A 14,112-nucleotide genomic window follows, 5' to 3' on the forward strand; every position below is an offset into this window, starting at 1 on the left:
ATGGCTAACATTGTATTCATCGATAACTTTGATTCTTTCACTTACAACCTCGTTGACCAATTCCGTTCGCTAGGCCACCAAGTGACCATCTATCGAAACCATATTGCAGCAGAAGTGATTGAAGCAGCGGTAGCTAAGCTCGACAACGCTGTGGTTCTTCTCTCACCAGGTCCTGGTGCTCCTTCAGAAGCAGGCTCGATGCCAGAGCTGATCCAACGCTTGAAAGGCAAAGTGCCAATGATCGGTATTTGCTTAGGTCACCAAGCCATTGTTGAAGCATACGGCGGTACGGTTGCAGGCGCGGGTGAAATCATTCATGGCAAAGTGTCGATGATGGCACACCAAAACCATCCAACATATCTTGGTTTACCTTCACCGCTCGCCATTGCTCGGTACCACTCGTTGGTCGCAACCATGGTTCCTGACAGCTTAACCATTACCGCAGAAGTTGATGGTTTGGTGATGTCTGTGGTCAACGAGCAAGACAAGGTGTGTGGCTTCCAATTCCACCCAGAGTCAATAATGACCACCTACGGCGCAACCTTATTGGCAAACGCGATTGATTGGGCTCAACAACACAACGAGCAGCATTAAGGAGATTATTCATGGAACAGATTATTAACAAACTATATGACCAACAATCGCTGACTCAAGAAGAGAGCCAACAGCTGTTCGACATCATCATTCGTGGTGAGCTCGATCCGATTTTGATGGCATCGGCACTGACTGCACTCAAAATAAAAGGCGAAACACCCGATGAGATCGCAGGCGCAGCGAAAGCGCTGTTAGCCAACGCCAACCCATTTCCGCGCCCAGATTACGATTTCGCAGATATCGTAGGTACTGGCGGCGACGGCCACAACACCATTAACATTTCGACGACTGCGGCGTTTGTTGCGGCGGCGTGTGGTCTGAAAGTCGCGAAACACGGCAACCGTAGCGTGTCAAGCAAATCGGGGTCGTCGGATCTCCTCGACTCGTTTGGCATCAATTTAGCGATGAGTGCAGAAGACACGCGAAAAGCCGTCGACGATATCGGCGTCGCTTTCCTATTTGCACCTCAATACCACGGCGGTGTCCGTCACGCGATGCCTGTGCGTCAAACCATGAAAACGCGTACCATTTTCAACATTCTCGGCCCACTGATTAACCCTGCTCGTCCAAACATTGAACTGATGGGCGTTTACAGCGAGGAACTGGTTCGTCCTATCGCAGAAACCATGCTACAAATGGGCATGAAACGCGCCGCAGTGGTACACGGTAGCGGTTTGGACGAAGTGGCGATTCACGGTGAAACAACCGTTGCTGAAATCAAAGACGGTAAGATCACAGAATACAAACTAACGCCTGCAGACTTCGGTCTAGAAGCTCACCCACTAGAAGCGATTAAAGGTGGCGATCCTGAAGAAAACAAAGCGATCATCACCAACATCCTGACAGGTAAAGGGACAGACGCACAATTGGGCGCAGTGGCGGTGAACGTTGCTCTGTTAATGCGCCTATTCGGCCACGAAGATTTAAAAGCCAACACGCAGCAAGCGATTGAGGCAATGAATTCAGGTAAGGCGTACCAATTGGTACAACAACTTGCCGCACACGCTTAAGGAATGGAAGAAGATGACTGACTTCAACACTCAGCAAGCTGACAATCTGTCTGAACACGTTTCTAAGAAAGAAGCAGAAATGGCAGAAGTTCTAGCGAAAATTGTTCGCGACAAGTATCAGTGGGTCGCAGACCGTAGAGTGTCTCAACCGCTGAGCACATTTCAGTCTGATTTACTGCCATCTGACCGCAGCTTTTACGATGCGCTCAGCGGTGAGAAAGCGGTGTTTATCACTGAATGTAAAAAGGCCTCCCCTTCTAAAGGCTTGATTCGTGACGATTTCGATTTGGATTACATCGCGTCAGTTTATAACAATCACGCTGACGCAATTTCAGTCCTAACAGACGAGAAATACTTCCAAGGTAACTTTGATTTCCTGCCGCAGGTACGTAGCCAAGTAAAACAGCCTGTTCTGTGTAAAGACTTTATGGTGGATACCTATCAAGTGTACTTAGCGCGTCATTACAGTGCAGACGCCGTGTTACTGATGCTTTCTGTCCTTAATGACGAAGAGTACAAAGCGCTAGAAGAAGCGGCACACAGCCTAAACATGGGCATCCTGACCGAAGTAAGCAATGAAGAAGAACTTCATCGCGCGGTTAAGCTAGGCGCTCGCGTTATCGGCATCAATAACCGCAATTTACGCGATCTCAGCACCGACCTTAACCGTACCAAAGAACTGGCACCAACCATTCGCGAGCTGGCACCAAACGCAACCGTGATTTCAGAGTCCGGCATTTACACGCACCAACAGGTTCGAGATTTAGCCGAGTACGCGGATGGCTTCTTGATTGGCAGTTCACTGATGGCAGAAGAGAACCTAGAGCTCGCAGTACGTAAAGTGACACTAGGTGAAAACAAAGTTTGCGGCCTCACTCATCCCGATGACGCAGCAAAAGCATATCAAGCTGGCGCCATCTTTGGCGGCTTAATCTTCGTCGAACAATCAAAGCGCTACGTCGATTTGGAAACGGCTCGACTAACCATGAGCGGTGCGCCACTCCAGTATGTCGGCGTGTTCCAAAACCACGAGGCAGACTTTATTTGCCAGCGAGTGTCTGAGTTAGGTTTAAAAGCGGTACAACTTCATGGTCAAGAGGATCAAGCGTTTGTCACCGCACTCAAGTCACAACTGCCTGACCACGTAGAAGTCTGGAAAGCGTACGGTGTTACCGACAAGGTGCCAGAGTTGATCGCGCAAGGCGTTGATCGTCACCTCTTGGATACTAAAGTCGGATCGCAAACGGGTGGCACCGGACTGGTTTTTGATTGGTCGCTCATTTCCAACCCAGAAAAAGTGATGCTTGCGGGTGGAATTAATCCTTTCAATGCACAAAAAGCATCACAGCAAGGCTGCTTAGGCTTAGATTTGAACTCAGGCGTAGAGCACTCTCCAGGTAAAAAAGACCTAGACAAGCTGCAGCAAACCTTTGCCGCGATTAGAGACTACTAACACAAACAAAATTTCTTGAGTCGGAATGCCGACTCAAACGAATTAAAGGGAAGACATGATGGCAAAACTAGACGCCTACTTTGGTGAATACGGCGGACAATACGTCCCACAAATATTGGTACCTGCGCTTGAGCAGCTCGAGCAAGCGTTTATCGACGCACAAGAAGACCCAGATTTTCGCAGTGAATTTATGACGCTTCTTCAAGAGTACGCCGGTCGTCCAACGGCGTTAACGCTTACTCGTAATCTCACCAAAGGAACCAAGACCAAACTGTACCTAAAACGCGAAGACTTGCTTCACGGTGGCGCGCACAAGACCAACCAAGTCTTAGGTCAAGCGCTGCTTGCGAAACGCATGGGTAAAAACGAAATCATTGCTGAAACAGGCGCAGGCCAGCACGGTGTTGCCACTGCACTCGCGTGTGCACTGCTTGGCCTTAAGTGCCGCGTTTACATGGGTGCAAAAGACGTTGAGCGTCAAAGTCCGAACGTATTCCGCATGAAGCTCATGGGCGCAGAAGTGATTCCTGTTCACTCGGGGTCAGCAACACTTAAAGATGCATGTAACGAAGCGCTGCGCGACTGGTCTGCGACTTATGAAGACGCGCACTACCTACTCGGTACCGCGGCAGGTCCCCACCCTTTCCCAACCATTGTGCGTGATTTCCAACGAATGATTGGTGAAGAAACGAAGAATCAAATTTTGGCGCGTGAAGGTCGCCTTCCTGACGCGGTTATCGCGTGTGTGGGCGGTGGTTCAAACGCGATTGGTATGTTTGCTGACTTCATCGAAGAAGAAAACGTCCGCTTAATTGGTGTTGAGCCAGCAGGTAAAGGCATCGATACCGACCAGCACGGCGCACCACTTAAGCATGGTAAAACGGGCATCTTCTTTGGTATGAAAGCGCCACTAATGCAAGACCCTAACGGCCAAGTTGAAGAATCTTACTCTGTCTCTGCGGGTCTTGATTTCCCTTCAGTTGGTCCGCAACACGCACACCTTAACGCAATTGGCCGCGCTGAATACGATAACGTCACAGACGACGAAGCACTCGATGCGTTCCAAGAGCTCGCTCGTAGTGAAGGCATTATCCCAGCTTTAGAATCTTCTCACGCTCTTGCCCATGCGCTGCGTATGGCTCGTGAGAATCCAGAAAAAGAGCAACTATTGGTTGTGAATCTATCAGGTCGTGGTGACAAAGACATCTTCACCGTGCACGCTATCTTGGAAGAAAAAGGAGCAATCTAATGAGCCGTTATGAGAAGATGTTTGCGCGCCTAAACGAGAAAAACCAAGGCGCATTTGTACCGTTTGTGACGGTTTGCGATCCAAACGCAGAGCAATCTTACAAGATCATGGAAACGCTTGTTGAGTCTGGCGCCGATGCACTAGAACTAGGCATCCCATTCTCAGATCCACTTGCCGATGGCCCAACTATCCAAGGCGCGAACATTCGTGCATTAGAGTCAGGCGCTACGCCAGATATCTGCTTCGAGCAAATTGGTAAGATTCGAGCGAAGTACCCTGATCTTCCAATCGGTCTTTTGATGTACGCAAACCTTGTGTACTCACGTGGCATCGAAAACTTCTACGAGCGCTGTGCAAAAGCGGGCATCGATTCTGTGTTGATTGCCGATGTACCAACCAACGAGAGCTCAGAATTTGTTGCGGCTGCAGAGAAGTTTGGTATTCACCCGATCTTTATTGCACCACCAACAGCAAGTGATGAAACACTCAAGCAAGTATCAGAGCTAGGTGGTGGTTACACTTACTTACTCTCTCGTGCTGGGGTTACTGGCGCAGAGACTAAGGCAAACATGCCTGTTGGTCACATGCTAGATAGGCTGAACCAGTTCGATGCGCCACCAGCGCTACTTGGCTTCGGCATCTCAGAACCAGCACAGGTGAAGCAAGCACTAGAATCTGGTGCCGCTGGTGCAATTTCTGGTTCGGCGGTAGTGAAAATCATTGAATCCTATACAGAAAAACCCGACGAGATGTTACAACAACTCGCAGGTTTTGTATCTTCCATGAAGGCTGCGACACAGAAGTAACGTGTTAGCCGTCTAAACATCTATGAGATCGGTTTCTTAAATCATAATGAAATCGATCTTTTTTTTAACAATCCACACTCTTCAGAATCATTCAACTCAACAATACTTCCATAACACTTCATTGAGCAACCCCCTCTTTACACCTAAAGCAAACGTTTGCTATTGAGCAAAAAATTGTCAGTTATCAATAAAAGTGTCTTTAAATGCCTCTCTCAGTACCGTCACATATTGCTAATTGTAAAAATAACGTGTAAAAAGCGAGACGAAATTATTAACCATTTTTGAGTTTACACTCAGATGGTAATTCTGGATTTTTAATTTTAATTAGCACAGAGGTTATGGAAGTGTTAAAAGAAAAGAGTTTGCTAAGCAATATTGGTGTGCAAGTAGTCATTGCCATGATCGTAGGTACTGCCGTTGGTGCCTTCATGGGTGACAGCGCAACCATGTTCGCTCCACTAGGTGCGATCTTCATTAATCTAATCAAAATGCTGGTTATCCCTCTTGTCGCTGTCGCACTTATTTCAGGTGCTGCAGGTCTAGGAAATAGCCAATCTGCTGGTAAAGTTGGTGTTGTAACGCTAGGTTACTTCGGCCTTACTTCTGCGCTAGCAGTCGCCCTTGCTCTATTCATGGGTGAAGTATTTAAACCGGGCATGGGCATTGACGTTTCAGGCGTTGAAGGCATGTTCTCGTCAGAATACGCTGCGAAAGGTGAACTACCTACTTTCTGGGCGACCATCACTGGTATGATCCCAACCAACGTTTTCCAATCACTGAACGAAGCGAATATTCTACAAATCCTTGTTTTCTGTATGTTCTTTGGCATTGCTATCTCTAAGCAAGCAAAAGAAAAGCGCGAGCCGATCATTAACGGTGTCAATGCGATCGTTGACGCGATGGTTTGGATGATCAACAAAGTGATGATCATCGCACCTATCGGTGTATTCGGTCTGATGGCTGAAGCCGTTGGTACGTTTGGTTTTGGTGCCCTAATGGTGGTATTCAAGCTATTCGTTGTCTACGTTGCTGCGATCCTAATCTTCGGTTTTGTTGCTTACCCACTTATGGTTCATATCTTCACTAAGACCTCAGCGAAGAAGTTCCTAACGGCAATGAAGAAGCCACAAGCTGTTGCACTCTCTACCGCTTCTTCTATGGCAACACTGCCAGTTACTTTAGACACCGTTGAGCATGAGCTAGGCGTTAAGAACTCTACCGCTTCATTCGTATTGCCACTGGGCGCGACAATCAACATGTCAGGTAACGCAATTTACTACGGCCTAGTTGCTATCTTCTTTGCTCAACTGTTCAACATTGACCTAGGCATGGGCGCATACATCGCGATTATCGTTACTTCTACGCTAGGTGCGGTAGGTCAAGCGGGTGTTCCAGGTCCTTCTTTCCTTGTGGTTGCGGTACTGCTTGCAGCGGGCATTCCAATCGAAGGTCTACCACTGCTGTTCGCTCTAGACCGTATCTTCGACATGATTCGTACTGCACTTAACATCACAGGCGACGCCGCGTGTGCAGTCATTGTTGATTCTTTGATTGAAGACGAAGAGAAAGAAGCTGAGCTACAAAAGCAACAAGCATAATCTCTGAATAAAAGTATCAAAGCCACTCTTTGCTAGAGTGGCTTTTTTCATTTTATCAGTGCTTGAATCTGGCTAAGCGTCGATTCTGGGGAATGGTAATCGATAGGCAATTCGAGAAGCCCTTCCTGCGTTTGTAAAAACAACGAAGGGAAATGGTTTCCACCGATACCGCGGGCAAACCTTAGCTCATCTTGCAACTCTTCTTCTAGCCGATTTGAATAGTAGTCATGTTCAAACTCACGCATTGCCAATCCAAGCTCACGAGCCACATCAAACAAAACGCTGTCATCACTCGGGTTTCGCGCCTGTAAGTAATAGGCTTTCTGAATGCCGTCCACCATCTCTTTTTCTTTGCCTTGCTTTCGCGCAGCGATGGCGGCGCGACATGAGGGATATGTCGAGCGACGAGGTGTGTTGCTGGTCCAGAAGTCGTAGTTGAACTCAGTGCCTAATAAAGTTTCAATTTTCTTCCAATAGGAAGCGATTTGCTGTCGCATCTCTTGCGGCATTGGCTGATCAGAATCTGCGGCAAGTCCCCCAACCAAATACTGAATATCAACCTTACCCTTCAGTGCATCTTCGACTGCTCTCCACGTGGGCTTGTACCCCCAACACCATGAACACATTGGATCATAAACATAATAGAGTTTCGCTTTAGTCATCTTCTACCTCTTGATTTAATTTGAACACTCGTTCAAATTAAACAAAAATGAGACAAATGTATATGACATTGCCTGCAAATACGCACAAAAAAAGCGACCAAAGGTCGCTTTTTTGGAGAGGTTCTTCGCTTATAGGAAGTGGAAGGTCGCGTTGACGGTAAAGCTATCAACGTTTTCACCGCTGCCGTCAACTTCAAAGCCAAACGACTGATAACTCGCGCCCACTGTCAGACCTGGGAAGATGTTGTATTCTGCGCCAAAGCCGTACATTAAGCCGATACCTGAATCATTAGAGATAGAGCTCAAGTCGCCTGTAAACTCTACGTTGTAGGTGTTCAGGCCGCCTTTTGCGTAGATATGAAGTGGACCAAAGTCGATACTTGGTTTAGCAGCAGCATAAAAAGAAGTGAAATCGGCACTACCGCTGATATTACGAGCTTCAAGGTCGATAGAGCCGTGATTGAAGTAGCCTGCTTCTAAACCAATAAGAGGGAGAATACCGGTACCAACATGAACACCGTACGCTGTTGAGCTTTCACTTTCCAAGTTAGATTTACCGCCTTGGATACCCGCATAAAGCCAAGAGTCAGCAGAAGCAGAAGCGGATACGCCCATAACTAAAAGCGCTAAAAGTGTTTTTTTCATTTTATAAATCCCACAAACAAGACAAATAACATACCAATAAAAATACCCAGCAAGATTGCTGGGTATCGTTCTAAAAAAGATGCCCAATTATAAGAAGTGGAACGTCGCGTTGATCGAGAAGTTCTTCACATCATCTTCTTTTAAAGAAAATACATTGTAGCTTGCACCGATAGAAATTGGACCAGCCATAAAGTACTCAGCGCCAATGCCGTACATCATGTCAATTTCGTCTTCTTCAAAGCCAGCACTGCTGTCTTCAAGTTTGTACGAATGCAGACCTGCTTTGGCATAAACGTGCAGCGGACCGAAGTCGATGCTTGGTTTAGCTGCAAAATAAAGTGCTGAGCCTTCTAGGTCTAAGTCTTTGCCATCGTAACGCGCATTTGTGAACTCACCGAAGGTTTGATAGCCAGCCTCAAGTCCAATAAACGGTAGAATGCCCGTTCCTACGTGAACGTTGTAAGAAGAAGCGGTTTCCCCGCCGACATCAGCCTGACCGACACTTGCACTACCATAAATCCAAGAGTCCGCAGAAGCTGTTGCTGATGCGCCAATCAGCGCCAGTGCTAAAAGTGTCTTTTTCATAATTAACCTTCTTGTCATGTCCTTTGGCAGTGGCACCAAGCGGCAATCCGCTGCCCATGTTCGTCAAAAAACTATCCTGTACCGAATATCATGCAATTTGCGTACCTAACACGCGTCAATCGCATTCTTAACTCGCTTGTCAGACACTGGATATGGCGTACCCAATTGTTGAGCAAAGAAGCTCACCCGAAGCTCTTCGATCATCCAGCGGATCTCTTTCACGTTCTCCGGAACCACCATGCCTTTCGGAATTTTGTTGAGCAGCTCTTTGTAGTCGCTCGTCACTGATTCCACTTTCAGCATGTGCAAACGGTCTTTGTTTGGATCGATTGGCAGCTTCTCCATACGACGCTCAATCGCGCGCATATAGCGCAGAATGTCCGGAAGACGCTTCCAACCGCATTCTGTCGCGAAACCTTTGAAGATCAATCCTTCGATTTGTGCTTTGATGTCCGACAATGCGAACGCCATGGTGAAATCGATCTTACCTTTCAACTTCTTATTGATATTGAAAGCCGTCGTCAGGATGGTTTCCACTTGCTGGGCAATTTCCACCACCGTATCACCAAGCTCAGCTCGAACGTGTTCTTTCAAGGCGTCAAACTTCTCTGGCTCCCAAACCAAGCCGCCCTGCTCTTCAATCAGCTTATCGACACCACACGCGATACAGTCATCAATCAAATCAAGTACTTTGCCATAAGGATTAAAGTATAGACCCAACTTCGATTTATTCGGCAAGTTGGAGTGCAGGTATTTGATTGGCGAAGGCACATTGAGCAAAATCAGACGACGCTGACCCGCTTGCATTGCCGTGACCTGCTCATATTCAGTCTCGTACAGCTTGATTTCAACGCTGTCTTTGGCATCGACAATCGCTGGGTACGCTTTAACGTCGTAACCACCGCGTTTTTGTTGGTATACCTTCGGCAGTTCGCCAAAGCTCCACGTATGCAAACCTTGTTGCTCGATGTCGTCATCCGCGACTTTTGAAAGGGTTTCTTGAACTTTATCTTTCAGGCTCTCTTTCAGTTCGTGAAGATCTTTGTTTTCCTTCAGCTTGCGATTTCTATGGTCAACCGCGCGGAAAGTCACCTTCAAGTGTTCCGGAATTTGATCCATATTCCAATCTTCGCGCAGAACCTCTACGCCCGTCATTCGGCGCAGCTCTTTCTCCAACGAGTCAAGCAGTGGCGCTTCCATTGGTGTTGCACGAGCTAAGAACGCATCGGCGTAGTTTGGCGCAGGAACAAAGTTCTTACGTACTGTCTTCGGCAGCGATTTGATCAAGCTCACCACAAGTTCATGACGCAGACCTGGGATCTGCCAGTCAAAGCCCGCAGACTCAACTTGGTTCAGAATAGGCAGTGGCAAGTGTACCGTGACACCGTCACTATCTTCACCTGGTTCAAATTGATAGCTCAGCTTCAGTTTCAGATTGTTTTGATACCAGAAGTTCGGGTAATCCAAATCGGTAACATGGCTTGCATCGCCCTTGAACAGCATCTCTTTTTCGAAGTTCAGCAGTTCTTTGTTCTCTTTCGAGGCCTTCTTCCACCACGTATCGAAGTGTTTGCCAGAAACCACTTCCGTACCAACGCGTTGGTCGTAGAAATCGAATAGCTCATCGTCATCGACCAAAATGTCGCGGCGACGAGATTTGTGTTCGAGCTCTTCCACTTCTTGAAGAAGCTTACGGTTTTGCTTGAAGAACGCGTGTTTGGTTTCCCACTCACCTTCCACCAGCGCACTACGAATGAAGATTTCACGACTGATAGTCGAATCAATATTGCCGTAGTTCACCAAACGCTTCGGTACGATGGGCACGCCGTAAAGCATCACTTTTTCGTAAGCCATGACCGCGGCGCGTTTCTTCGACCAATGCGGTTCGCTGTAACTGCGCTTAATTAGGTGCTTCGCTAGCGGCTCAATCCATTCTGGTTGAATCTTAGCGATGATGCGCCCCCAAAGTTTTGAGGTTTCCACCAACTCAGCAGACATGATCCACTTGGGTTGTTTCTTGAATAGACCCGATGCAGGGAAGATATGGAAACGAGCGTTGCGCGCGCCCTGGTAGTCATTCTTCTCTTGGTCTTTCATACCAATTTGAGAAAGCAGGCCAACAAGGATTGCAGAATGCACACCTTGATAACTTGCTGGCTCATCATTGAGCTTGAAGTCCATTTCACGCATAGACTGGTGAAGTTGGAAGTAGACGTCTTGCCATTCACGCACACGCAAGTAGTTCAAGTAATCTTGTTTGCATTGCTTGCGGAACTGGTTCCCAGACAATTTCTTTTGCTGCTTCTGGATATAATCCCACAGGTTCACAAACGTCAGGAAGTCTGACTCTTCATGGAAGAAACGCTTGTGTTTATCATCCGAAGATTGCTGTTTGTCTGAAGGACGCTCTCGCGGATCTTGGATTGAGAGTGCAGAGGCGATGATCATCAGCTCTTTAGTCGCACCATATTTTGGCGACTCAAGAACCATACGAGCTAGACGTGGGTCGATTGGAAGGCGTGCAAGCTGACGACCAATGCTAGTTAGACGTTTTTTCGGGTCTTTAGCATCAGCATTGATTGCACCTAACTCTTCTAGAAGACGCACACCGTCTTGGATGTTACGTTTATCAGGTGCTTCCACAAACGGGAAAGCTTGAATGTCGCCCAAACCAAGCGCCGTCATCTGCAAGATAACCGATGCTAGGTTAGTACGCAGGATCTCAGGATCGGTAAACTCAGGACGTGAATTGAAATCTTCCTCTGAGTAAAGACGGATACAGATACCCTCTTCCACACGACCACAACGACCTTTACGCTGGTTGGCACTCGCCTGAGAAACTGGCTCGATTGGAAGACGCTGAACCTTAGTACGGTAACTGTATCGGCTGATACGCGCCGTACCCGGATCGATAACGTACTTGATGCCCGGAACCGTCAACGAGGTTTCTGCTACGTTGGTAGCCAGTACAATGCGGCGACCAGCATGAGGTTGGAAAATCTTGTTCTGCTCACCCGCCGACAAACGCGCGTAAAGCGGCACAATTTCCGTGCTCTTAAGGTTGCGTTTAGACAATGCATCCGCGGTATCACGAATTTCACGCTCGCCGTTCATGAAGATAAGGATGTCACCTAAGCCTTCATCGCACAGTTCGTCTACCGCTTCGAAAATACCTTCAAGTTGGTCACGATCGTTATCATCATCACCGCTCAGTGGGCGGTAACGCGTTTCTACTGGGTAAGTTCGACCTGACACTTCAATAATGGGTGCGTTGTTGAAGTGTTTTGAAAAACGCTCTGGGTCGATGGTTGCCGAGGTAATGATCACTTTCAGATCAGGACGACGTGGCAGCAACTCTTTCAAGTAACCCAAGATGAAATCGATGTTCAGACTGCGCTCGTGCGCTTCATCGATAATGATGGTGTCGTATTGATTCAAGAAGCGGTCATGCTGAATTTCAGCCAGCAAGATACCGTCTGTCATCAATTTGATTTGGGTGTTTTCAGAGATCTGGTCGTTGAATCGAACCTTGTAACCAACAAACTCACCAAGCTTGGTTTCCATCTCTTCGGCAATTCGATTGGCAACCGAACGCGCCGCAAGACGACGAGGTTGAGTATGACCAATCAGACCGAATTTACCGCGACCAAGTTCAGCACAGATTTTTGGTAGCTGAGTGGTTTTACCTGAGCCGGTTTCACCCGCAACGATGACCACTTGGTTTTCTTCGATCGCTTTCGCAATGTCGTCGCGTTTTTGGCTGACTGGCAGGATTTCAGGGTATTCGATTGTTGGATGAGCATTGCTGCGCTGCTCAGCTTCCATCATGGACTTAGCAATATCGAGCGCGATTTCGTCAAACACGGCGTTGCGTGACGCTTCTTTTTTAATTTTGCTTGCGCCAGAAATGCGTTTGCTCAAGCGAAAGCGATCACGCAACATACACTCACCGAGTGCTTTGCGTAAGGACGCTGCGCTGTTCACCTGAGCTTGAGGCGCTTGAGAGTTCTGTTCGCTGTCGACAGATTTTTTAGGCTGTGACGAAGTCAAAGCGTTTCCTATTCATTTCATTACATAAAACTGCGCGGATTGTATCACAAGCTGTTTATACGATAGAAAAAAAACGCCCACGACATTTTAGCGTGGGCGTTAACTTAAACTTGAACCTGATTAGAAGTCGAACTGGAGGTAAACCGTGTTGTAGTTACTGCCACCTTTGATTCGACCAAACTGGGAGGCCTTTTCAAAGATTGCGCTACGATGGTGAAGTGAATAACCAAACCACATGTTGTTAAGCTCTGGGGCATTGAACAAGTCACCGACATTGACATCAAAGGAGAAATCCAAGTAGTTGAGTAAATGGCTTGCGGTATAGCCCTTTCTATCCATCTCGTCTTGTTCGATGTAAGTAACGTTATCAATGTAAGACAAACCTTCCGCTACTCCAAATCGCCACTGCGTCGGCCAATTGAAGGTGTAGTACGCTTTAATCGCGGCCACATATTCGGTACTTGCGCCTTGCACCTCTGAAGACCAGTGGTGCACGAGTCCGGGTGTCAAATAGATATCAATAGGAAATCCGAACAGTTCATCGGTTAAAGGGTGGCCATAAAAGACCGACGTGAGTTGGTTGTTGTACTCGTCTTTCTCACTTTCAAAGCCAAAAATCTCACCGATATTTGATGGTGTCGCCCAGCCGTGAGCAACACGCCAATAGCGTTTATTGCTCAGCTCTGATTTTGGAGCTTTAGTCTTGTCGTTAAAGAATCCAAAACCAACGAACAGCTCTCCTTGGTAGCGGTCTTCCACCAGCGGCGCATTGTAGGCGTTGTCATCCAATCGAGTGATACTTGTTGAACCGAGCAAGTATAGGTTCGACACTACGTGGTAACGAGCTTCAACCCCAACGTTGATGTCTGCTCCAGCGCCAATACGATCATTGGTGTACTCCGAAAAACCGTAGTAAACACTGTTAAATTCGGCTTCTTTGTAACGCAATGTCACACTCGGTTTAACTTCCCAATCGCCTGATTCAAACTCACCGGACATGCGAAGGTTACCATGTACACGATACTCATCGTCTGTCATCACTTCGGTGTCAAAATGCCAGTTGTCATCCACTTTGTAGCGTAATTGCAAACCAAAGTCCGCAGAATCACCTTCGTTGGCGTTTTGGAAGTACTTTGGAATATCGACAAATCGCAAACGAGTGAGCGCGTTCACTTGCCATTGCTCGTCGTCGGTTTCATAAAGGTGCACACCACCTTCTAAGCCATCAATAAAAACGTACTCATTGTTGAAATACATCATAGGTACAAAGGTACTGACGGATTGATCACTTCTGTCGGTATCAAACGGCACTGAGGCGATTCGATACATCGCAGCGATGCCCCAATCTTGTTCACCGATAGCAGGCGTCTCTGTTGCGAAGAGCGAAGTCGAAAGAAAAGCGGCACCAATCCCCGCTGCTGTGCGGCAAATTTTCCACTGATTTGTCATTTTTATGTCCT

General features: G+C 47.4%; 11 protein-coding genes. 6 read left to right on the forward strand and 5 right to left on the reverse strand.

The window, feature by feature from the left end; all coding sequences use genetic code 11:
* The 6 genes from RJ47_RS05745 (at nucleotide 1) to RJ47_RS05770 (ending at nucleotide 6,710) form a co-directional block, all read left to right on the forward strand.
* Nucleotides 1-594, forward strand: coding sequence for an aminodeoxychorismate/anthranilate synthase component II (locus tag RJ47_RS05745; protein ID WP_039482349.1), 594 nt, complete (start codon nucleotides 1-3; stop codon nucleotides 592-594).
* An 11-nt stretch (nucleotides 595-605) separates the two neighbouring features.
* Complete coding sequence (gene trpD, locus RJ47_RS05750) at nucleotides 606-1,604, forward strand: anthranilate phosphoribosyltransferase (RefSeq protein WP_039482352.1); 999 nt, start codon at nucleotides 606-608, stop codon at nucleotides 1,602-1,604.
* 13 nt (nucleotides 1,605-1,617) lie between these two features.
* Nucleotides 1,618-3,057, forward strand: a complete 1,440-nt coding sequence (gene trpCF, locus RJ47_RS05755) for a bifunctional indole-3-glycerol-phosphate synthase TrpC/phosphoribosylanthranilate isomerase TrpF (protein WP_039482355.1) — start codon at nucleotides 1,618-1,620, stop codon at nucleotides 3,055-3,057.
* 58 nt (nucleotides 3,058-3,115) lie between these two features.
* Entirely contained in the window at nucleotides 3,116-4,306 is a 1,191-nt protein-coding gene (trpB, locus tag RJ47_RS05760; protein ID WP_039482358.1) for a tryptophan synthase subunit beta, read from the forward strand.
* A complete protein-coding gene (gene trpA, locus RJ47_RS05765) occupies nucleotides 4,306-5,112 on the forward strand; it encodes a tryptophan synthase subunit alpha (RefSeq protein ID WP_039482361.1) in 807 nt (268 codons plus the stop codon). The genes trpB and trpA overlap by 1 nt, the downstream gene beginning before the upstream one ends.
* A 338-nt stretch (nucleotides 5,113-5,450) precedes the next feature.
* The gene (locus RJ47_RS05770; RefSeq protein WP_038134286.1) at nucleotides 5,451-6,710 is read left to right on the forward strand and encodes a dicarboxylate/amino acid:cation symporter; all 1,260 of its coding nucleotides are present in this window, start codon (nucleotides 5,451-5,453) and stop codon (nucleotides 6,708-6,710) included.
* 47 nt (nucleotides 6,711-6,757) lie between these two features.
* Here RJ47_RS05770 and RJ47_RS05775 read toward each other — a convergent pair whose 3' ends face one another.
* The 5 genes from RJ47_RS05775 to RJ47_RS05795 form a co-directional block, all read right to left on the reverse strand.
* Complete coding sequence (locus tag RJ47_RS05775; RefSeq protein ID WP_039482364.1) at nucleotides 6,758-7,372, reverse strand: DsbA family protein; 615 nt, start codon at nucleotides 7,370-7,372, stop codon at nucleotides 6,758-6,760.
* A 129-nt stretch (nucleotides 7,373-7,501) separates the two neighbouring features.
* A complete protein-coding gene (locus RJ47_RS05780) occupies nucleotides 7,502-8,017 on the reverse strand; it encodes a porin family protein (protein WP_038134284.1) in 516 nt (171 codons plus the stop codon).
* 87 nt (nucleotides 8,018-8,104) lie between these two features.
* A complete protein-coding gene (locus RJ47_RS05785; RefSeq protein ID WP_038134283.1) occupies nucleotides 8,105-8,602 on the reverse strand; it encodes a porin family protein in 498 nt (165 codons plus the stop codon).
* A gap of 105 nt (nucleotides 8,603-8,707) precedes the next feature.
* Nucleotides 8,708-12,652 carry an ATP-dependent RNA helicase HrpA gene (gene hrpA / locus RJ47_RS05790; protein ID WP_072036318.1) on the reverse strand — a complete coding sequence of 1,315 codons (3,945 nt, stop codon included), beginning with the start codon at nucleotides 12,650-12,652 and terminating at the stop codon, nucleotides 8,708-8,710.
* 120 nt (nucleotides 12,653-12,772) lie between these two features.
* Nucleotides 12,773-14,101, reverse strand: a complete 1,329-nt coding sequence (locus RJ47_RS05795; RefSeq protein ID WP_039482367.1) for a MipA/OmpV family protein — start codon at nucleotides 14,099-14,101, stop codon at nucleotides 12,773-12,775.
* Nucleotides 14,102-14,112: the final 11 nt, after the last annotated feature.

Source organism: Vibrio sinaloensis, from assembly GCF_000808535.1.
GTDB lineage: Bacteria > Pseudomonadota > Gammaproteobacteria > Enterobacterales > Vibrionaceae > Vibrio > Vibrio sinaloensis_D.